This window comes from Streptomyces sp. TRM68416 (genome assembly GCF_014596915.1).
Lineage (GTDB): Bacteria > Actinomycetota > Actinomycetes > Streptomycetales > Streptomycetaceae > Streptomyces.
Map to the genome: position 1 here is coordinate 144,652 of NZ_JACVWU010000002.1, position 20,148 is coordinate 164,799.

17 protein-coding genes are annotated in these 20,148 nt (G+C 70.6%); 2 read left to right on the forward strand and 15 right to left on the reverse strand.

Translation table 11 applies throughout. The features are described from left to right. Positions 1-67: 67 nt before the first annotated feature. From ICC28_RS03835 to pgsA, 15 genes are all read right to left on the reverse strand, one after another. Positions 68-2,599, reverse strand: a complete 2,532-nt coding sequence (locus ICC28_RS03835; RefSeq protein ID WP_188286945.1) for a RelA/SpoT family protein — start codon at positions 2,597-2,599, stop codon at positions 68-70. Between the two features lie 278 nt (positions 2,600-2,877). Then, positions 2,878-3,426, reverse strand: coding sequence for an adenine phosphoribosyltransferase (locus ICC28_RS03840; protein WP_188286946.1), 549 nt, complete (start codon positions 3,424-3,426; stop codon positions 2,878-2,880). After that, complete coding sequence (gene secF / locus ICC28_RS03845; RefSeq protein WP_188286947.1) at positions 3,423-4,535, reverse strand: protein translocase subunit SecF; 1,113 nt, start codon at positions 4,533-4,535, stop codon at positions 3,423-3,425. The genes ICC28_RS03840 and secF overlap by 4 nt, the downstream gene beginning before the upstream one ends. Position 4,536: 1 nt before the next feature. Next, positions 4,537-6,312 carry a protein translocase subunit SecD gene (gene secD / locus ICC28_RS03850; RefSeq protein ID WP_188286948.1) on the reverse strand — a complete coding sequence of 592 codons (1,776 nt, stop codon included), beginning with the start codon at positions 6,310-6,312 and terminating at the stop codon, positions 4,537-4,539. Between the two features lie 135 nt (positions 6,313-6,447). Next, positions 6,448-6,927 carry a preprotein translocase subunit YajC gene (yajC, locus tag ICC28_RS03855; protein ID WP_188286949.1) on the reverse strand — a complete coding sequence of 160 codons (480 nt, stop codon included), beginning with the start codon at positions 6,925-6,927 and terminating at the stop codon, positions 6,448-6,450. A 175-nt stretch (positions 6,928-7,102) separates the two neighbouring features. After that, positions 7,103-8,173, reverse strand: coding sequence for a Holliday junction branch migration DNA helicase RuvB (ruvB, locus tag ICC28_RS03860; protein ID WP_188286950.1), 1,071 nt, complete (start codon positions 8,171-8,173; stop codon positions 7,103-7,105). Positions 8,174-8,195: 22 nt separating this feature from the next. Continuing rightward, on the reverse strand, positions 8,196-8,801 hold the full coding sequence (ruvA, locus tag ICC28_RS03865) for a Holliday junction branch migration protein RuvA (RefSeq protein WP_188286951.1): 606 nt from the start codon (positions 8,799-8,801) through the stop codon (positions 8,196-8,198). Next, the gene (gene ruvC, locus ICC28_RS03870) at positions 8,798-9,337 is read right to left on the reverse strand and encodes a crossover junction endodeoxyribonuclease RuvC (RefSeq protein WP_188286952.1); all 540 of its coding nucleotides are present in this window, start codon (positions 9,335-9,337) and stop codon (positions 8,798-8,800) included. The genes ruvA and ruvC overlap by 4 nt, the downstream gene beginning before the upstream one ends. 119 nt (positions 9,338-9,456) lie before the next feature. Continuing rightward, positions 9,457-10,209 carry a YebC/PmpR family DNA-binding transcriptional regulator gene (locus tag ICC28_RS03875; protein ID WP_188286953.1) on the reverse strand — a complete coding sequence of 251 codons (753 nt, stop codon included), beginning with the start codon at positions 10,207-10,209 and terminating at the stop codon, positions 9,457-9,459. A 48-nt stretch (positions 10,210-10,257) separates the two neighbouring features. Next, positions 10,258-10,863: a pyridoxal 5'-phosphate synthase glutaminase subunit PdxT gene (pdxT, locus tag ICC28_RS03880; RefSeq protein ID WP_188286954.1), complete on the reverse strand. Its 606-nt coding sequence runs from the start codon at positions 10,861-10,863 to the stop codon at positions 10,258-10,260. Further along, the gene (pdxS, locus tag ICC28_RS03885) at positions 10,863-11,774 is read right to left on the reverse strand and encodes a pyridoxal 5'-phosphate synthase lyase subunit PdxS (protein WP_188286955.1); all 912 of its coding nucleotides are present in this window, start codon (positions 11,772-11,774) and stop codon (positions 10,863-10,865) included. The genes pdxT and pdxS overlap by 1 nt, the downstream gene beginning before the upstream one ends. A 113-nt stretch (positions 11,775-11,887) precedes the next feature. Then, positions 11,888-12,430: a hypothetical protein gene (locus tag ICC28_RS03890; RefSeq protein ID WP_188286956.1), complete on the reverse strand. Its 543-nt coding sequence runs from the start codon at positions 12,428-12,430 to the stop codon at positions 11,888-11,890. A 550-nt stretch (positions 12,431-12,980) separates the two neighbouring features. Further along, a complete protein-coding gene (locus tag ICC28_RS03895) occupies positions 12,981-14,144 on the reverse strand; it encodes a glycosyltransferase family 4 protein (RefSeq protein WP_188286957.1) in 1,164 nt (387 codons plus the stop codon). Further along, positions 14,141-15,049, reverse strand: coding sequence for a phosphatidylinositol mannoside acyltransferase (locus ICC28_RS03900; RefSeq protein WP_188286958.1), 909 nt, complete (start codon positions 15,047-15,049; stop codon positions 14,141-14,143). Before ICC28_RS03900 ends, ICC28_RS03895 begins: the two co-directional genes overlap by 4 nt. Further along, a complete protein-coding gene (gene pgsA / locus ICC28_RS03905; protein WP_188287245.1) occupies positions 15,046-15,807 on the reverse strand; it encodes a phosphatidylinositol phosphate synthase in 762 nt (253 codons plus the stop codon). The genes ICC28_RS03900 and pgsA overlap by 4 nt, the downstream gene beginning before the upstream one ends. A 205-nt stretch (positions 15,808-16,012) precedes the next feature. Between pgsA and ICC28_RS03910 the strand changes: the two genes are divergently transcribed. Together ICC28_RS03910 and ICC28_RS03915 are read left to right on the forward strand one after the other, a co-directional pair. Beyond that, on the forward strand, positions 16,013-18,211 hold the full coding sequence (locus ICC28_RS03910; protein ID WP_188286959.1) for an elongation factor G-like protein EF-G2: 2,199 nt from the start codon (positions 16,013-16,015) through the stop codon (positions 18,209-18,211). Positions 18,212-18,420: 209 nt separating this feature from the next. Beyond that, positions 18,421-20,082, forward strand: coding sequence for a hypothetical protein (locus ICC28_RS03915; RefSeq protein WP_188286960.1), 1,662 nt, complete (start codon positions 18,421-18,423; stop codon positions 20,080-20,082). Positions 20,083-20,148: the final 66 nt, after the last annotated feature.

Sequence of the window (20,148 nt, forward strand, 5' to 3'; positions counted from 1 at the left end):
GTCGGCCACGCGGACATGAGAGGGGGCTCCCCGCGGGGAGCCCCCTCTGTCGTTGTCGTACGGGCGATTACGTCCGGCGTGCCGACGTGACCCGGTAGACGTCGTAGACGCCCTCGACGCCTCTGACCGCCTTCAGGACGTGGCCGAGGTGTTTGGGGTCGCCCATCTCGAAGGTGAAGCGGGAGGTGGCGACGCGGTCGCGGGAGGTCTGGACGGCCGCGGAGAGGATGTTGACGTGCTGGTCGGACAGGACGCGGGTGACGTCTGACAGGAGCCGGGAGCGGTCGAGGGCCTCGACCTGGATGGCGACCAGGAAGACCGAGGACTGGGTGGGTGCCCATTCGACGTCGAGGATGCGCTCAGGCTCCCGGGACAGTGACTCCACGTTGACGCAGTCGCTGCGGTGAACCGATACGCCACTACCCCGTGTGACGAAACCGATGATCGGGTCGCCGGGGACGGGCGTACAGCAGCGGGCGAGCTTGACCCAGACGTCGTCGACGCCCTTGACCACGACACCGGGGTCCTGGCTGCTGCGCCGCTTGCGGCCGCGGCCGCGGGCCGGCGGTACCGCCTCGTCGATCTCCTCGGAGGCGGCTTCCTCCCCGCCGAGGGCCTGGACGAGCTTCTGTACGACGTTCTGCGCGGCCACATGGCCCTCGCCGATCGCCGCGTAGAGCGAGGAGATGTCGGGGTAGCGCATCTCGTGCGCCAGGGTGACGAGGGAGTCGCCGGTGAGGATGCGCTGGATCGGCAGGTTCTGCTTGCGCATCGCGCGGGCGATGGCGTCCTTGCCCTGCTCGATCGCCTCGTCGCGGCGTTCCTTGGAGAACCAGGCCCGGATCTTGTTGCGGGCGCGCGGCGACTTCACGAAGCCGAGCCAGTCGCGGGAGGGGCCCGCGCCGGACGCCTTGGAGGTGAAGACCTCCACCAGGTCGCCGTTGTCCAGGGTGGATTCCAGCGGTACGAGACGGCCGTTGACCCGCGCTCCTATGGTGCGGTGGCCGACCTCGGTGTGCACGGCGTACGCGAAGTCGACGGGGGTGGCCCCGGCCGGGAGCGCTATGACGTCGCCCTTGGGGGTGAAGACGAAGACCTCGTTGCGGGACAGGTCGAAGCGCAGGGAGTCCAGGAACTCGCCCGGGTCCTCGGTCTCCTTCTGCCAGTCGAGCAGTTGGCGCAGCCACGCCATGTCGTTGAGGTGGTCGTCCTTGCCCTTGCCCGCCTTGGGCACGTCGGTGCGCACCTTGGAGGCGCCGGCGACGGCCTCCTGCTTGTACTTCCAGTGCGCGGCGATGCCGTACTCGGCGCGGCGGTGCATGTCGAAGGTGCGGATCTGCAGCTCGACCGGCTTGCCGTTGGGGCCGATGACCGTCGTGTGCAGCGACTGGTACATGTTGAACTTGGGCATCGCGATGTAGTCCTTGAACCGCCCCGGAACCGGGTTCCAGCGGGCGTGGACGGTGCCCAGGGCCGCGTAGCAGTCGCGGACGGTGTCCACCAGGACGCGGATGCCGACCAGGTCGTAGATCTCCGCGAAGTCCCGGCCGCGGACGATCATCTTCTGGTAGACGCTGTAGTAGTGCTTCGGGCGGCCGGTGACGGTGGCCTTAATACGGGCCGCGCGCAGGTCCTGCTGGACCTCGTCGGTCACTATGGCCAGGTACTCGTCACGCTTCGGTGCCCGCTCGGCCACCAGCCGGACGATTTCGTCGTACATCTTGGGGTAGAGGATCGCGAAGGCGAGGTCCTCCAGTTCCCACTTGATGGTGTTCATGCCCAGGCGGTGGGCGAGCGGCGCGTAGATCTCCAGCGTCTCGCGCGCCTTCTTCTCCTGCTTCTCGCGCTTGAGGTAGCGCATGGTGCGCATGTTGTGCAGGCGGTCGGCGAGCTTGATGACCAGGACACGCGGGTCCTTGGCCATCGCCACGACCATCTTGCGCACGGTCTCGGCCTGCGCGGCCTCGCCGAACTTGACCTTGTCCAGCTTGGTGACGCCGTCGACGAGGAGGGCGACCGAGTCGCCGAAGTCGCGGCGGAGCTGGTCGAGGCCGTACTCGGTGTCCTCGACGGTGTCGTGCAGCAGGCCCGCCATCAGCGTGGCCGGATCCATGCCCAGCTCGGCGAGGATCGTGGTGACCGCGAGCGGGTGCGTGATGTACGGGTCGCCGCTCTTGCGCTTCTGGCCGCGGTGCCAGCGCTCGGCGACCTGGTAGGCCTTCTCGATCTGGCGGAGGGTGGCGGTCTCGATCTTCGGGTCGTTGCTGCGCACTATCCGCAGCAGCGGCTCCAGCACCGGGTTGTACGGGTTGGAGCGCTGGACGCCGAGGCGGGCGAGACGGGCGCGGACGCGGTTGGAGGAGCCGGAGCGGGGCGGCTGGCCGGTGTTGGGCCGGACCGCGGGCGTGCTGGGGCGCTCGGGCGGGGCCGGCTTGGGGCGCGACTGCTCTGCCGACTTGTCGACGGGCGCGGACTGGGCGTGCTCGACCGTGCCGCGGGTGTCGTTCTTCGCGTTCGACGTGTTCGGCGCGGGCTTCGCCGCGGGGCCCGAGGCGGACTCGGGCTTGGCGGCGGTCAGGTGCTGGGCCTCGTCTGGCAAGAGGACTCCTCGTGCGCGATCCGGGTCCCCCGGTCAGGCTCCGGAGACCCCATGGTAGCGATCCTGGGCCGCGGGATCGCCTTCAGGCCGTTGTGAGGGCCTTGTACGGGAGAAACGCGGGGGGCTGCCGCCGGATTCCCGAGGGGGGTGCGGGGTGGGTGAGACCGTTGTCCGGTGCCCCGCCCGTCGCGGCTGGTAGCGCTGTTCCCCGCGCCCGTGCGTGGCACGCGAAACGGCCGCTCCCGTCGCCGGGGCGGCCGTTTCGTGTGCCATGCGGGTCAGACCCTGAGCAGCGCTTCCAGCGGGGCGTCCGCGAGGGCCGGCTCCAGTCGGGCGCGGCCGCCCAGGAAGCCCAGTTCCATCAGGACCGCGAGGCCCGCGACCTCGGCGCCCGCCCGTCGGATCAGCTCGATGGAGGCCTCGGCGGTGCCGCCCGTGGCGAGGACGTCGTCCACGACGAGCACGCGGTCGCCGCTGGTCAGGTCCTCGGCGTGCACCTCGATCTCCGCCGAGCCGTACTCCAGGTCGTAGGCCTGGCTGAGGGTGGCTCCGGGGAGCTTGCCCGCCTTGCGTACGGGGATGAAGCCGAGGCCGGCGCGGACGGCGACCGGGGCGCCCAGGATGAAGCCCCGGGCCTCCAGGCCGACGACCTTCGTGGCGTTGGTGCGCTCGGCGATGCCGGCGAGGGCGTCGGTGAGCGCGGTGAACGCGGAGGGGTCGGCCAGGAGCGGGGTGATGTCCTTGAACATCACGCCCGGCTCCGGGTAGTCCGCCACGTCACGGATGCGGCTGAGCAGCAGCGTCGTGATGTCTGCGAGACCGGTCATCGGCGCTTCCCCGAGGGTCGGCCGCGGCCCCGGCTACGGGACGCGGGCTGGTTGCGCGGGCCGACGACGGCAGCCGCGGCGTCCTCGGGGCCGTCGTCGAGCGCCTCCGCGAAGCCGTTGTCCAGGGACTCGCCCTTGGCGGCGGACTGGGCCCGCTTGGCGAGTACGCGCTTGCGCAGGGCCTTCATCTGCGGCTCGAGCTCCTTGAGGTCGGCGACGAGCGGCGTGGCGATGAAGATCGAGGAGTACGCACCGGCCGCGAGACCGACGAACAGCGACAGCGAGATGTCGTTGAGCATGCCCGCGCCGAGGAAGCCGCCGCCGATGAACAGCAGGCCCGCGACCGGCAGCAGCGCGACCACGGTGGTGTTGACGGACCGGACCAGGGTGCTGTTGATCGAGCGGTTGGCGATCTCGCTGTAGGTCCAGCGGGTCTGTTTGGTGATGTCCTTCGTCTGCTCCTTGAGGCTGTCGAAGACGACGACCGTGTCGTAGAGCGAGTAACCGAGGATGGTCAGCAGACCGATCACCGTGCCCGGGGTGACCTCGAAGCCCACCAGGGCGTAGATGCCGACCGTGATGGTGATGTCGTGGATGAGGGCGACGAACGCGGCGACGGCCATACGCCACTCGAACGCGATCGCCAGATAGATCACCACCAGGACCAGGAAGATCCCGAGTCCCTGCCAGGCCTTGTTGGCGATCTGCTCGCCCCAGCTGGGGCCGACCAGCTCGCCGGTGACGTCGCTCTCGTCGACCTTCAGGTGCATGGCCAGTTCCGCGGAGACCCGGTCGGCCTCCTTGGTCTCGATGCCCGAGACCTGGATACGGAGCTTGCCGTCGCCGAGCTTCTGGACGATCGCGTCGTGGCCGGAGGCGTCTTCCGCGTATTCCCGGGCCTGGGCGACGGAGACGGATGTCTTCGGGGTGGTGAAGACCGCTCCGCCCTGGAACTCGATGCCCATGTTCAGGCCGCGCACCGCCAGGCCGACGATGGCCGTGATGGTGATCAGGATCGAGATGCCGTACCAGATCTTGCGGTTCTTGACGAAGTCGTAGCCGATCTCGCCACGGTGCAGTCGGGCGCCGAGGTTGCCGAGCTTGGACATCTCACGCCTCCTTGGTCTCGACGGGGCCCGCGGCAGGACCGACGGGACGGCGGGTACGGCGGAGCGGCGGCTTGGCCCCCAGTCGCTCGGGGTCGAGGCCGGACCACTTGTGGCCGTTCGCGAAGAACTTCTTGCGCGCCATGATGGTCAGGAGCGGCTTGGTGAACAGGAACACGACCACCACGTCGAGCACGGTGGTCAGGCCGAGCGTGAACGCGAAGCCCTGGACCTTGCCGACCGTGACGACGAACAGCACGGCGGCGGCGAGGAACGACACGAAGTCCGAGACCAGGATGGTGCGCCGGGCGCGCGGCCAGGCCCGCTCCACGGCCGGGCGCAGGGTGCGGCCCTCGCGGATCTCGTCCCGGACGCGTTCGAAGTACACGATGAACGAGTCCGCGGTGATGCCGATGGCGACGATGGCGCCGCAGACGGCCGGCAGGTTCAGCGCGAAGCCGATGGCCGGGCCGAGCAGCGACATGATCACGTAGGTGAGCGCGGCGGAGACCAGCAGCGAGGCGACGGCGATGAACGACAGGCCCCGGTAGTAGATCACCAGGTAGAGGACGACCAGGACGAGACCGATCGCACCGGCGATCAGACCGGCCCGCAGCTGCTCGCCGCCGAGCGCGGCGGTCACCGTGGTGACGCTGTCCTCGCTGAAGGACAGCGGCAGAGCGCCGTACGACAGCATGTTGGCGAGGCTCTGCGCCGACTCCTGGTCGAAGTTGCCGGAGATCTCGGCGTTGCCGCCGGTCAGCGCCTGGCGGACGGACGGGTCGGAGACGACCTCGTTGTCCAGGACGATGGCGAACTGGTTCTGCGGGGGCTGGTTCTGGGCGAGCTTGCCGGTGATCTCACCGAACTTCTTGCGGCCCTCGCTGTTGAACTCCATGGTGACGGTCCAGCCGGCGGCGGTCGTCGTGTTGAAGACCGCGTCGGCCTCCTTGACGTCCGTGCCGTCGACCTCGGCCGGGCCCAGGATGTACTTCTGCCACTGGCCGCCGGAGTTCAGGCCGCAGGCGACGGTGGGGTCCTCGGGCTTGACTCCGTCGCCGGCCTTGGCGCGGGCGGCCTCGTCGGTGCAGTCGAGCGCGGCGTACTGCTCTTCGAGCTTGCTGCTGTCGGCGCTGCCGGAGGGGCTGGCGCTGGCCGACGGGGAGGCGCTGGGGCTCGCGCTGTCCGACGGGGTGGGGTCGGCCTTCAGGGCGTCGCTGGCCGCGCGGCCCTGGGTGGTGGAGGTCGCCGACGGCGTGGTCGAGGCCGAGGGGGACGAGGAGGAGGTCGCCTTGTCGGTCGCCTTGTCCGAGGCGTCCTCCGAGGGGCTGCCGGAGCCGCTCGGGGACGGGCTGGTCGTCGCGGCGGCGCCGGAGACCTCGGTGGCGATGACCGGGCGGAAGTACAGCTTGGCGGTGGTGCCGACCTGTTCCCGGGCTTCCTTGGAGTTCGTGCCCTTGGGGATGTTGACGATGATGTTGCGATCGCCCTGGGTCTGCACCTCGGCTTCCTGGACACCAAGACCGTTGACGCGGCGTTCCATGATCGACACCGCGGTGTCCATGTTGGTCTTGTTGATCGCGGATTCCTGGCCGGGCTCGGCCTCCGCCCGGAGCGTGATGCTCGTACCGCCGGCAAGGTCGATGCCGAGACGCGGGGTGGTGTCGCCCGAGAGGAACATTCCCCCGGTGAGCGCCACCATGGCGATCAGAATCAGGGCCAGCGAGCGCCCTGGCTTGCTCTGGGCACTCGCGCTCCGGCCCTTCTTAGGTGCTGCCACCTTCTCGTACTCCCTCTCGGGCCGCCGCACGCCGGGTCGGCGGGCGGGCGGCCATGACATGGTGTCGGGGTCCCCGTGCGGGAGCCGCGCGTGTCCCGGTACGCGCGGGCGGTGCCCGCGCGTACCGGGAAGCGACTACTTCGCGTCGGAGTCGCCGTCGGTCTTCTTCGGCTCGGCGTCGGCCTTCGGCTCCTCGTCCGTGTCCTCGTCCTTCTTCCCGAGGTCGACGGGCTTCTCGTCGGAGGCGGCGGCAGCGTCGGCGGACTCGTCGGAGTCGGTGAGGGAGGAGGCGTCGTCCGGGACGACGTCGGTGTCGGTCTTCAGGTCGTGCTCGATGCCGTGGACGATGCGGTTGTACTCGTCGTCCGAGAGGACGGCACCGATGGCGTTCTTCGCGAAGAGCAGTTCCACACCCGGGCCGGCGTCAACGAGGACGGTGTCGTCGTTGACCTCCTTGACCGTGGCGTACATGCCCCCGATCGTGCGGACGCCGGAACCGGGCTGCATCTGGTTCCGCATGTCGGCAGCCTGCTGCTGCTTCTTCTTGGCCGACCGAGTCATCAGGAACATGGCCCCGATGAGCACGATGAACGGGAGGAGGGTCACGAGACTCACGGGTCGGAACTTCCTTCACACGACCGCGATGGGGAGCGGCCTGATGGTTGGGGGTATGTGTGCCGCCGACAACGGCGGCATCGGCGGAGTCTAAGCGAGTCCGCGCGCATGGAACAACGCTCAGCATGGCACCCGGGTTCCTTACCCTGCCAATGCCCGCGCCGTCACGAAGCCGTCACGCCCCGAACAGGTCCTGTTGTCCGTTTCCGGCCGTACGCGGCTGGGGCGGGGTGAGGCCGAGATGCGCCCATGCGGCGGGCGTGGCCACCCGGCCGCGCGGGGTACGGGCGAGCAGACCCTCTCTGACCAGGAAGGGCTCGGCGACCTCCTCCACCGTCTCGCGCTCCTCCCCCACCGCCACCGCGAGGGTGGACAGGCCGACGGGACCGCCGCCGAACAGCTTGAGCAGCGCCTCCAGGACCGCCCGGTCCAGGCGGTCCAGGCCGCGGGAGTCGACCTCGTAGACCGCGAGGGCCGCCGCCGCGATGTCCTTGGTGACCACGCCGTCGGCCTTGACCTGCGCGTAGTCGCGGACGCGACGCAGCAGGCGGTTGGCGATACGGGGTGTGCCGCGGGAGCGGCCGGCGATCTCCGCGGCGCCCTCGGTACCGATCTCGACGTCGAGGAGGTGTGCCGAGCGGTGGATGACCCGCTCCAGCTCGGCGGGCTCGTAGAACTCCATGTGGGCGGTGAAGCCGAAGCGGTCGCGCAGGGGGGGCGGCAGCAGGCCCGCGCGCGTGGTGGCGCCGACCAGGGTGAAGGGGGGCAGTTCGAGGGGGATGGCGGTGGCGCCGGGGCCCTTGCCGACGATGACGTCGACGCGGAAGTCCTCCATCGCCATGTAGAGCATCTCCTCGGCGGGCCGGGACATGCGGTGGATCTCGTCGAGGAAGAGGACCTCGCCCTCCTGGAGCGAGGAGAGGATCGCCGCGAGGTCGCCGGCGTGCTGGATGGCGGGCCCGCTGGTGATACGGATCGGGGCGCCCATCTCGGCGGCGATGATCATCGAGAGGGTGGTCTTGCCGAGGCCGGGGGCGCCGGAGAGCAGGACGTGGTCGGCGGTGGCGCCGCGCGCGCGTGCGGCGCGCAGCACCAGGTCGAGCTGTTCACGCACCTTTTCCTGGCCGATGAACTCGTCCAGGTCCTTGGGGCGCAGGGCCGCCTCTACGGCCTGGTCCTCGCGGTCGGCTGACGCGCCGACGAGCCGCTCGGCGGCGGAGGTGTCGGTCGTGTCGTCCCAGTTCACTGAAGTTCTCCTCGGGTGCGGGCTAGCGGGCGCGGTTCAGCGTCTGGAGTGCCGCCTTCAGCAGTTGGCCCACCTGGGGCGTGCCCTCGGCGGCCTCGGCCTGGGGGGCGACCGCGGTGACGGCCTCGTCCGCCTCGCGAGTGGCGTAGCCGAGGCCGATGAGGGCGGCGTGCAGCTGGTCGCGCCAGCCCTGGGAGACCGGTGCGCCGACCGCGGGGGCGCCGATCGGCTCGCCGAGGCGGTCCTTGAGCTCCAGCAGCAGCTTCTGCGCGCCCTTCTTGCCGATGCCGGGGACGGCGGTGAGCGCCTTCTCGTCGCCGGTGGCGACCGCGCGGCGCAGCGCGTCCGGCGTGTGCACGGCGAGCATCGCCTGGGCGAGGCGGGGGCCGACACCGCTCGCGGTCTGGAGCAGCTCGAAGACCTGGCGTTCGTCGTCGTCCACGAAGCCGTACAGGGTCAGCGAGTCCTCGCGGACGACGAGGGAGGTGGCGAGCTTGGCCGGCTGGCCGAGGCGGAGGGTGGACAGCGTGTTGGGCGTGCATTGCACGGCCATGCCGACGCCGCCCACTTCGACCACCGCGGTGTCGGGGGCGAGGGCGGCGACCGTGCCGCTCACGAAGGCGATCATGCCGTACGGCCTTTCGGTGCTTTGGCTGAATGCAGGGCCACGGCCTGCTGGAGTCGGTTCTGGGCGGGGGCCCGCCAGATGTGGCAGATGGCGAGGGCGAGGGCGTCGGCGGCGTCGGCGGGTTTGGGGGGTGCGCCGAGCCGCAGCAGGCGGGTGACCATGGCGCCGACCTGTGCCTTGTCGGCGCGGCCGGTGCCGGTGACGGCCGCCTTGACCTCGCTGGGGGTGTGCAGGGCGACGGGGATGCCGCGGCGGGCGGCGCAGAGCATGGCGACGGCGCTGGCCTGGGCCGTACCCATGACGGTACGGACGTTGTGCTGGCTGAAGACCCGCTCCACGGCGACGTATTCGGGCCGGTGTTCGTCCAGCCACTCCTCGATGCCCTGCTCGATGGCGACGAGCCGGTGGCCCAACTCCGCGTCCGCGGGCGTGCGTACGACGCCCACGCCGAGCATGGTGAGCGGACGGCCCGCGACGCCCTCGACGACACCGACACCGCACCGGGTCAGTCCGGGGTCCACCCCCAGTACACGCACCGCGCCCCCCTTCTTTCGATCGCCTGTTTGTGCAGGCTATCGGGTGCCACCGACAAAGCCCGACAACGCGACGGGCCGACGGGGGTGTCCCGTCGGCCCGTTCGAGCGTGAGCGTCGGCTCAGGCGTCTACCTTCTCCATGATCTCGTCGCTGACGTCGAAGTTGGCGAAGACGTTCTGCACGTCGTCGCTGTCCTCCAGCGCGTCGATCAGCTTGAAGATCTTCTTGGCGCCCTCTTCGTCCAGTTCGACCTGGACGGACGGCACGAAGCTGGAGTCGGCCGAGTCGTAGTCGATGCCGGCCTCCTGGAGGGCGGTGCGGACCGCGACGAGGTCGGTGGCCTCGCTGATGACCTCGAAGGACTCGCCGAGGTCGTTGACCTCCTCGGCACCGGCGTCCAGGACGGCGGTGAGGACGTCGTCCTCGGTCAGCTCGCCCTTGGGCACGATGACGACGCCCTTGCGGCTGAACATGTACGACACCGAGCCCGGGTCGGCCATCGAGCCGCCGTTGCGGGTCATGGCGACGCGGACGTCGGAGGCCGCGCGGTTGCGGTTGTCGGTGAGGCACTCGATGAGCACCGCGACGCCGTTCGGGCCGTAACCCTCGTACATGATCGTCTCGTAGTCGGCGCCACCGGCCTCGAGACCGCCACCGCGCTTGATCGCGGAGTCGATGTTCTTGTTCGGCACCGACTGCTTCTTCGCCTTCTGGACGGCGTCGTAGAGCGTCGGGTTTCCGTCGAGGTCGACGCCGCCCATGCGCGCCGCGACCTCGATGTTCTTGATCAGCTTCGCGAAGAGCTTGCCGCGCTTGGCGTCGATCACGGCCTTCTTGTGCTTCGTCGTAGCCCATTTAGAGTGGCCGGACATCTGCCTGTCTCCTTCGCGTAACCATCTACCTAACGAACCCCAGAGATCCTACAAGGACTCCGCCGTCCGGTTCGCGTGCACCATCTCGACGAACAGGGAGTGCACGCGGTGGTCGCCGGTCAGTTCCGGGTGGAACGACGTGGCGAGCGCGTTGCCCTGGCGGACGGCGACGATGTGGCCGTCGTGCTCGGCGAGCACCTCGGTCTCGGCGCCGACGGACTCCACCCAGGGGGCGCGGATGAAGACGCCCTCCACAGGATCGCCCGCGATGCCCTTCACGTCGAGGGCCGCTTCGAAGGACTCGTTCTGACGTCCGAAGGCGTTGCGGCGCACGATCATGTCGATGCCGCCGACCGTCTCCTGGCCCGAGCGCGGGTCGAGGATCTTGTCGGCCAGCATGATCATGCCCGCGCAGGTGCCGTAGACGGGCATGCCGTCCCGCACGCGCGCGCGAAGGGGCTCCATCAGGCCGAAGAGAACGGCGAGCTTGGAGATGGTGGTCGACTCACCGCCGGGGACGACCAGGCCGTCCACCTCGGCGAGTTCCTCGGGGCGCCGCACCGGCCTGGCCACGGCGTCGGCCGCGGCCAGGGCGATGAGGTGCTCCCGTACGTCGCCCTGGAGTGCGAGCACTCCGACTACGGGAGCGGTCATTACCAGCCCCGGTTCGCGTAGCGCTCGGCCTCGGGGAGGGTGTCGCAGTTGATGCCCACCATGGCCTCGCCCAGGTTGCGGGAGGCGTCGGCGATGATCTTCGGGTCGTCGTAGAAGGTGGTGGCCTTCACGATGGCGGCGGCCCGCTTGGCCGGGTCGCCGGACTTGAAGATGCCGGAGCCGACGAAGACGCCCTCGGCGCCGAGCTGGCGCATCAGCGCGGCGTCGGCCGGGGTGGCCACACCGCCGGCGGAGAACAGCACGACCGGGAGCTTGCCCAGCTCGGCGACCTCCTTGACCAGCTCGAAGGGGGCGCGCAGCTCCTTGGCGGCGGCGTAGATCTCGTTGTTGTCGCAGCCGCGCAGCTTGGCGATCTCGCCCTTGATCTGGCGCAGGTGGCGGACGGCCTCGACGACGTTGCCGGTGCCGGCCTCGCCCTTGGAGCGGATCATCGCGGCGCCCTCGGCGATACGGCGCAGGGCCTCGCCCAGGTTGGTGGCACCGCAGACGAAGGGGGTGGTGAACGCCCACTTGTCGGAGTGGTTGACCTCGTCGGCCGGGGTGAGGACCTCGGACTCGTCGATGTAGTCGACGCCGAGGGACTGCAGGACCTGGGCCTCGACGAAGTGGCCGATGCGGGACTTGGCCATGACCGGGATGGAGACGGCCTCGATGATGCCCTCGATCATGTCCGGGTCGGACATACGGGCCACGCCGCCGTCCTTGCGGATGTCGGCCGGGACCCGCTCCAGGGCCATGACGGCGACGGCGCCCGCGTCCTCGGCGATCTTGGCCTGTTCCGGGGTGACGACGTCCATGATCACGCCGCCCTTGAGCTGCTCGGCCATGCCGCGCTTCACGCGGGCGGTGCCGGTCTCGGGGGCCTGGTTGTCGGAGTGCGTGCTGGACACGGATGACCTCACTGAAGTGAAAGAGGGTTTGTGCAGCACCGAGGAAACGTGAGGGGACCAGGCCACAGCAAGGGCCAATGGTGAGGCGGTGGCTCGTTTTCCGGCCGTCGGCTTCAGGCCGAACGCTCGGCGAGGGCTGCCGGCGGCTCGTCGTCCATCTCGAACGCCAGGGGGAACGGGGCGTGTCCCGCCAGTCGGAACCAGCGCACCTTGCGGTGCCGGCGCAGGGCCCGCGCCGCGCGCACGGCGTCGTTGTGGAAGCGGCGGGCCATCGGCACCCGCAGCACGGCCTCGGTCAGCTCGCGGGCGGCCTCCTCTCCCCCGGGCGCCTCCCGGACCGCCTCCACCTGCTGGCTCTCCGCGAACACGGCCCGCAGCGCCTGGCTCAGTTCGCTCTCGGCCACCTCCCGCTGCTCCTCCTCGGCCTGCCGGGCGGCGTGGGCCGCCTCGTACAGGACGATCGAGGCCGCCGGGTCGAGCACCCCGGAGGTCGCCAGCTCCTGGGTCACCGAGGCCCGCCGCAGCAACTGCGCGTCGAGCCCGGCGCGGGTCGCGTCGATCCGGGCGTGCAGCCGGTCCAGCCGGCCCGCCGTCCAGCTCAGGTAGAGGCCGATCGCGACGACGGCGACAAGGATCCAGATGAGGGTTGCGGTCACGGGCGGCAAGGTTACCGAGGCACGAGCCCAGCGCTACGGGACCCCACGCCAGGAAGCAGCCTGGCAGAGGCCCACTCCAGGAACCGGCCCGGCGCGCCAGGGGCCCGCACCAGGACGCGGCCCGGCACAACAGAAGCCCACGCCAGGAAGCTGCCCGGCGCGCCAGCGGCCCGCGCCAGGACGCGGCCCCGGCTCAGCAGGGCGCCCACGCCAGAACACGACCGGGCTCGCAGGGATGCCCGCACCACAAAACGGGCGGGCTCGCGAGGATGCCCGCACCACAAGACGGCCCAGCTCGCGGGATGCACGCCAGAACACCACCTGGCTCGCAGGACACCCGCGCCAGAACACCGCCAGCCGGCGACGCCCAACGCCCGAACGCGCCCCGCCCCAGCGGGCCCCACCAAAACGCGCCCCCGCGCAGCAGCCCCCACCACCCACGCGCGGCCCCCACTCGGCAACACGCCACGCCTCAACGCGCCCCGGTGCGGCAACGCCCCCACAGAACGCGCCTCAGCCCAGCAGCCCCCGCGCCCACGCGCGGGACGGCTCAGTCCCGAGCCAGTCCCAGCCGTGCCCGTAGGCCCGTGGTCCGCTCGTCGGCGGCGACCGCTGCCGCGCCGGCGGTCACCGTCTCGTACACCGAGAGGATGTCCGCGCCGACCGTCGACCAGTCGAAGCGCCGTACGTGTGCGGAGCCGCGCTCGCGGAGTTCGGTGAGGCGGGCGGGGTCCTCCAGGAGCCGTACGGCCGCCTCGGCGAGCGCGTCCGCGTCCTCGTTGGCGAAGAGTTCGCCCGCGGCCCCGTTGTCGAGCACCTGCGCGAAGGCGTCCAGGTCGGAGGCGAGGACCGGGGCGCCGGCCGACATCGCCTCGACGAGGATGATCCCGAAGCTCTCGCCGCCGGTGTTGGGAGCGACGTAGAGGTCGACGCTCCGCAGCAGGCGTGCCTTGTCCTCGTCGCTGATCATGCCGAGGAACTCCACGCGCGCACGCAGCTCCTCGGGCAGGTTCTCCACGGCCTCCTCCTCGTCGCCGCGGCCCGCGACCAGCAGCCTGGTCTGCGGCCGGGCGGCGAGGATCTTCGGCAGTGCCTGCATCAGCACCGGCAATCCCTTGCGGGGCTCGTCGATCCGGCCGATGAAACCGATCGTGTCGCCCTGCCACTCGGCCTTCGGCTCGGCCTTGGCGAAGAAGTCGACGTCGACACCGTTGGGGATGACGACCGCGTCGCCGCCCAGGTGCTCGACCAGGGTGCGGCGGGCGTACTCGCTCACCGCGATCCGTGCGCTGATCTTCTCCAGGGCGGCCTGGAGGATCGAGTACGCGGCGATCATGGCCTTGGAGCGCGGGTTGGAGGTGTGGAAGGTGGCCACGAGCGGCCCCTGCGCGGCCCAGCAGGTCAGCAGGCCGAGGGAGGGCGAGGACGGCTCGTGGATGTGCACGACGTCGAACTCGCCGTCGTGCAGCCAGCGCCGTACCCGGGCCGCCGACAGGAAGCCGAAGTTCAGCCGGGCCACCGAGCCGTTGTACGGCACCGGGACCGCGCGGCCGGCCGAGACGACGTACGGCGGCAGCGGGGTGTCGTCGTCGGCCGGGGCGAGCACGGACACGTCGTGGCCGAGGCGGATGAAGTACTCGGCCAGGTCCCGGATGTGGAACTGGACGCCGCCCGGCACGTCCCAGGAGTACGGGCAGACGATGCCGATCCTCACGACGGGCCCTTCCCGGGGTCGAGGTCGGCGACCCACAAGCGCTGCAGCATGTGCCAGTCCTCCGGATGCTCGGCGATCCCCGTGGCGAAGGCGTCGGCCAGCGCCTGTGTCATGACAGACGTCTTTTCGACCCGGGTGCCTGTCTCCGGCACCTCGACCGGCGGATGCACGCGTCCTCGCATCACGGGCGAGTCGTCGTACCAGAGCGTCACCGGCAGCAGCAGCGCGCCGGTCTGCTGGGCGAGCAGGGCCGGTCCGGCCGGCATCCGGGCCGTCTCGCCGAAGAACTTCACCTCGACGCCGGAGGCGGACAGGTCACGGTCGGCGACCAGGCAGACCAGGCCGCCGTCGCGCAGCCGCCGGGCCAGCGTGCCGAAGGCCGAGCCGCCGCTGTGCGGCAGCACCTCCATGCCGAGGCCCTCGCGGTAGGCGACGAAGCGGTCGTAGAGGGTCTCCGGCTTCAGGCGTTCGGCGACCGTCGTGAAGGGGGTCTTCAGCTCGGTGGTGACCCAGGCGCCCGCCAGGTCCCAGTTGGCCAGGTGGGGCAGGGCCAGGACGACGCCCTTGCCGGCGGCCAGGCCCTCGGTCAGGTAGTGCACGTCCTTGGGGTCGAAGCCGGTCCTGACGCGTTCGGCGCTCCAGGCGGGGAGCCGGAAGGACTCCATCCAGTAGCGCAGGTACGAGCGCATGCCCGCGCGCGAGAGCTCGGCGAGCCGCTGCGGGCTCGCGTCGGGCACCACGCGCGCGTAGTTGCTCTCCAGCCGCTGCACCCCCTTGCCGCGCCGCTTCCAGGCGGCGTCGGCGATGGTGCGGCCGAGCCGGACCGCGACCGGCTCGGGGAGCTTCTTGACGGTGCTCCAGCCGAGGCCGTACAGCGCGTCCGTCACCCGCTCCTGGGTGCTCATTTCGCGGCCTCACTCCCTTGGGCGGCGTTCTGCTCGGCGTTCTCCTCGGCGTTTTCCTCGGCGGCGGCCGCCGCGTCCGCCTCGGCGGCTTCCCGGCGCACCGTGACGACCCGTTGGATCAGGGTGACCAGGCTGCCCACGGCGACGATCCACAGCGCGACGGGCAGCAGGTACTGGATGCCGGGTACCCCGAACGCGTGCATGCCGGCCAGACCGGCCGCGACCAGCGAGATCACCAGGCGCTCGGCACGCTCCACGAGGCCGTTGACGGCGACCGGCAGGCCGATCGACTCGCCGCGGGCCTTGGTGTACGACACCACCTGGCCGCTGGCCAGGCAGAAGATCGAGACGGCGCACAGGACGAGGTCGTCGCCGCCACCGGCGTACCACAGGGCGAAGCCGCCGAAGATCGCGCCGTCGGCGACTCGGTCGAGCGTGGAGTCCAGGAAGGCTCCCCAGCGGCTGGAGCGGCCCAGCTGGCGGGCCATGTTGCCGTCGACGAGGTCGGAGAACACGAACAGCGTGATCACGACCGTGCCCCAGAAGAACTCGCCCTGCGGGTAGAACACCAGCGCGCCCGCCATCACGCCGGCGGTGCCGATCAGCGTGACCGTGTCGGGGCTGACGCCCCGACGGATCAGAAACGCGGCAAACGGTGTGAGGACACGCGTGAAGAATGCACGCGCGTACTTGTTCAGCATGGCCTTCCCGAGGGTCGGTGTGGCCGCGCGGCCCCTGCTGGCCACCGGCTGGCCCATCGTAGCCACGCGCGCGGGCGGGCGACGGCCGGGCGCCTCCTGACGGAAACGAGCGGAACGCACTGGCGCGATCACGTCCACCGTATGGACGCACCGTGACGGGAGTGGAAAGCTCGAAGCACCGCGGGCGTCACCGGAGCCGCACCGCACGCGGGTCCGCATGTCCGCGCCCACAATGACCTCACCGTGCACGGGAGGCAAGGCCATGGGCGACAAGGCGAACGCACACCCCGGGGCCGCCGGCAGGGCAACAGCGGCCGACCACCCCGCGTCCGTACGGAATGTGGTGCTGGTCGGCCACAGCGGATCGGGCAAGACAACACTGGTGGAAGCCCTCGCGCTGACAGCGGGGGCGGTGAACCGGGCGGGCCGCGTGGAGGACGGCGGCACCGTCTCCGACTACGACGACATCGAGCACCGGCAGCAGCGGTCGGTACAGCTCTCCCTGGTGCCCGTCGCATGGGACGGCATCAAGATCAATCTTCTCGACACCCCCGGGTACGCCGACTTCGTCGGAGAGCTGAGGGCCGGTCTGCGAGCGGCGGACGCGGCCCTCTTCGTCGTCTCGGCCTCCGACGGGGTGGACGGGTCGACCCGCATGGTGTGGGAGGAGTGCGCGGCCGTCGGCATGCCGCGCGCCATCGTGATCACGCACCTGGAGTCCGCGCGCGCGGACTACGAGGAGATGACGCGGATCTGCGCGGAGGCCTTCGGCGCCGACGACCCCGACGCGGTCCTGCCGCTCTACCTGCCGCTGCACGGCCCACAGGGGCCCGACGGGCACGCGCCCGTGACGGGGCTGACCGGACTGCTGTCGCAGAAGCTGTACGACTACGCCTCCGGCGAGCGCAAGGAGTCCGAGCCCGGCGAGGAGCTGCTGCCGCGGATCGAGCAGGCCCGCAACCGGCTGATCGAGGGCATCATCGCCGAGAGCGAGGACGAGACCCTCATGGACCGCTATCTCGGCGGCGAGCAGGTCGACGTCAAGACGCTGATCGAGGACCTGGAGCGGGCGGTCGCGCGCGGGGTCTTCTTCCCCGTCCTGGCCGCCGCCCCCGCCGCAGAGGGCGCCCGGCAGGGACTCGGCACGGTCGAGCTGCTCGAACTCATCACGCGCGGGTTCCCGACGCCGTTCGAGCACCCCACGCCGGGCGTCACCACCGTCGACGGCAAACCGCGCGAGATCAAACCCTGCGACACCGAAGGACCGCTGGTCGCGGAGGTCGTGAAGACCTCCTCCGACCCCTACGTCGGGCGGGTCTCCCTGGTCCGGATCTTCTCCGGCACCCTGCGCCCCGACGAGACGGTCCACGTCTCCGGGCACGGGCTCGCCGACCGCGGGCACGAGGACCACGATGTCGACGAACGTGTCGGCACCCTGTCCACCCCCTTCGGCAAGCAGCAGCGCCCGGTGACGCACGCCATCGCGGGCGACCTGGTCTGCGTGGCGAAGCTGAACCGCGCGGAGACCGGCGACACGATCTCCGCCAAGGACGACCCGCTCCTGATGGAGCCCTGGCAGATGCCCGACCCACTGCTGCCGCTCGCCATCCGCGCACACAGCAAGGCGGACGAGGACAAGCTCTCCCAGGGCCTGTCCCGGCTGGTCGCCGAGGACCCGACCATGCGCCTGGAACAGAACCAGGACACCCACCAGGTCGTGCTCTGGTGCCTGGGCGAGGCCCACGCCGACGTCGCGCTGGAACGGCTGCGCAGCCGCTACGGCGTCCAGGTCGACGTCATCCCGCACAAGGTCTCCCTCCGGGAGACGTTCGCGGGGAAGTCCGGCGGCCGCGGACGGCATGTGAAGCAGTCCGGCGGGCACGGGCAGTACGCCATCTGCGAGATCGAGGTCGAGCCGCTGCCCGGCGGATCGGGCATCGAGTTCGTGGACAAGGTGGTCGGCGGCGCGGTGCCGCGGCAGTTCATCCCGTCCGTGGAGAAGGGCGTCAGGGCCCAGGCGGCCAAGGGAGTCGCGGCCGGCTATCCGCTCATCGACGTACGGGTCACCCTCCTCGACGGCAAGGCGCACTCGGTGGACTCCTCCGACGCCGCCTTCCAGACGGCCGGGGCGCTGGCGCTGCGGGAGGCGGCGGCCGACGCGAAGATCCATCTGCTCGAACCGGTGGCCGAGGTGACCGTGCTGGTCGGCGACGCGTACGTGGGCGCCGTGATGAGCGACCTGTCGGGGCGGCGCGGCCGGGTGCTGGGCACGGAACAGACCCCGGGCAACCGCACGCTGGTGCGGGCCGAGGTGCCGGAGATCGAGATCGGCCGCTACGCCGTCGACCTGCGTTCGCTGTCGCACGGCACCGCACGCTTCAGCCGCTCCTACGCGCGGCACGAGCCGATGCCGCCGCAGATCGCCGAAAGGATCCGTCAAGACACCAGCGATTCCGCGTAGTTGGCGGCGGGCACACCACAGGAGGAGGCCTACGGGCCCCGGACGAACGACCTTTGTGGAACGCTCCCCTCCGAGTCGGCGGGCGGCTTCGGCCGTCCGCCGACGAATGTCGGTGGCTGCGGATACGCTGATGACCTGATCAACAGGTGTGCGGGGCAGGCAAGTCGGGAAGGCCGCAGAGGCGAGACCGGCTGCGTTGGGGGGCGGGAATGACCGTAGGGATTGAGAACGTCTTCGGACCGCAGGTTCCCCTCACGGGCGACGACGGCCAGACGGCGACCTTCGCCCTCGCCTCCGCCGCCTACCGGGACAACCCGGTCGAGGACATCACCAAGGCCAACAACGAATGGCACAAGACGACCGTCAAGGGCGGCCAGAAGTGGGCCGGCAAGCTCTTCAGGCCGAACCTGGGCGAGGCGTACTCCCGGGCGGTGATCGAGCGCATGCTCGGCACCGGGCGCAAGGGACTGATCCAGTCCTTCGGCGCCGAACCCCAGGTCGTCGTCGACCACTGTCTGGCCGCCTACCGGCTGCGCCGGGACCGCGACAAGCAGTTGTCCGCCGTCATGGTGGTGTGCGGTCTGCTGTTCCTGCCCGGGCTGCTGGTCTGGCTCCTGGTCTTCCAGCTCCGCACCGGCATCGACAAGACCACCAACAAGCGGGCCTCCGCCCTCGCCACGGCCCTCCTCGTCGCCGTCGGCGCGCTCGCCGTCCTCTTCCTGGTCCGGATGCCGTTCTCCGGCTTCTGGGGCTGGTACGCGCGCGCGTGCGTGGTCGTCCCCGTCCTGGGCTGGTTCTGGGCCAAGCAGATCTGCGAGCGCTCGACGAGGGACCTGCGCGCGCGGTGGGACGGCCTGCTGGCGGGCTCCAGCGTCGGCGCCCAGGTCCCCGAGGCGGTGCCGAGCAGCCCCAGCGAGGCCCGGGCCGAGCAACTGCGCCAGTCCCTGGCCCGGCTGAGCGCCGAACAGCAGTCCAACATCGTCTTCTACGCCGGGCCCAAGGGCATCCTGGGCATGGGCACCCGCTGGGGCAGCTGGCAGCTCGCCGAGGACCTCACGCCGGCCGACCCGAGCCGTGAGATCAACCCCTTCCGCAGTTGGGACGTCATCCGCGCGATCCACGACAGACTGCGCATGCTGGAGCGGAACACGATCAACACCGGCGGCTTCCCGAAGGCCTCCGTACGGCACTGGATCGTCACGCCGATCGGGGAGAACGCCACGGCGGTGTCCCGCACCGAGCAGTCGGGGGACGTGGAGGCGTTCCAGCACAAGTCCCACTCGATACAGGACATCTGCAACAAGCAGCAGTTCGGCAGCGGGGACCGGCACTACCTCGGCGTGCAGTGGACCCTGTGGGACGGCCAGTTGATCCTCACCATGATGATCACCGTCACCGTGCTGCACGAGACCCTGCGCATCGAGGTGACGGGACACGCACTGGGTCCGGTCAACCCCCTCTTCATGGGCAAGCCCGAGGACCCCACCAAGGACGTCCCCAAGTCCTTCAAGCCGTGGGAGACCCGCAAGGTGAAACTCCCCCTGGTCCCCACCAACGAGGTGGTGCGCCTCGCCGTCCGCGCGCCCCTGTCCTGGTACCCGCCGCTGCTCAACTGGCTCGGCGGCACGATATCCCTGCCCGAGCCCTTCGGCCTGCGGCACGTCTGGGCGGACAAGCCCTGGCGCCACCGCTTCATGGCCGACGACGCGATGCGCGCCGCCACGCCCGTGCTGCGCGTGGTGCACGCGGCGGCCATCAAGGTCCTTGAGGACAACGGCGTCGACACGGACAAGTTCGGCACGCGGTCGGCGTTCCTGAGCACGGCCGTGCAGGACCCGTCCCCCAGGAAGGCCGACCTCTACGACGCCTGACGGCTGGGCCTGTCCGGCGGATCAGGTCGCAGGAAAGCGGCGGTGGCTCACCGGCATGATCCGCCG

What these genes read in the sequence shown, in the direction of transcription:
- ICC28_RS03840 (WP_188286946.1), bottom strand. Translation starts at nt 3,426, where the DNA reads ATGACCGGTCTCGCAGACATCACGACGCTGCTGCTCAGCCGCATCCGT.
- secF (WP_188286947.1), bottom strand. Translation starts at nt 4,535, where the DNA reads ATGTCCAAGCTCGGCAACCTCGGCGCCCGACTGCACCGTGGCGAGATC.
- ruvA (WP_188286951.1), bottom strand. Translation starts at nt 8,801, where the DNA reads ATGATCGCCTTCGTGAGCGGCACGGTCGCCGCCCTCGCCCCCGACACC.
- ICC28_RS03875 (WP_188286953.1), bottom strand. Translation starts at nt 10,209, where the DNA reads ATGTCCGGCCACTCTAAATGGGCTACGACGAAGCACAAGAAGGCCGTG.
- pdxT (WP_188286954.1), bottom strand. Translation starts at nt 10,863, where the DNA reads ATGACCGCTCCCGTAGTCGGAGTGCTCGCACTCCAGGGCGACGTACGG.
- ICC28_RS03900 (WP_188286958.1), bottom strand. Translation starts at nt 15,049, where the DNA reads ATGAGCACCCAGGAGCGGGTGACGGACGCGCTGTACGGCCTCGGCTGG.
- pgsA (WP_188287245.1), bottom strand. Translation starts at nt 15,807, where the DNA reads ATGGGCCAGCCGGTGGCCAGCAGGGGCCGCGCGGCCACACCGACCCTC.
- ICC28_RS03910 (WP_188286959.1), top strand. Translation starts at nt 16,013, where the DNA reads ATGGGCGACAAGGCGAACGCACACCCCGGGGCCGCCGGCAGGGCAACA.
- ICC28_RS03915 (WP_188286960.1), top strand. Translation starts at nt 18,421, where the DNA reads ATGACCGTAGGGATTGAGAACGTCTTCGGACCGCAGGTTCCCCTCACG.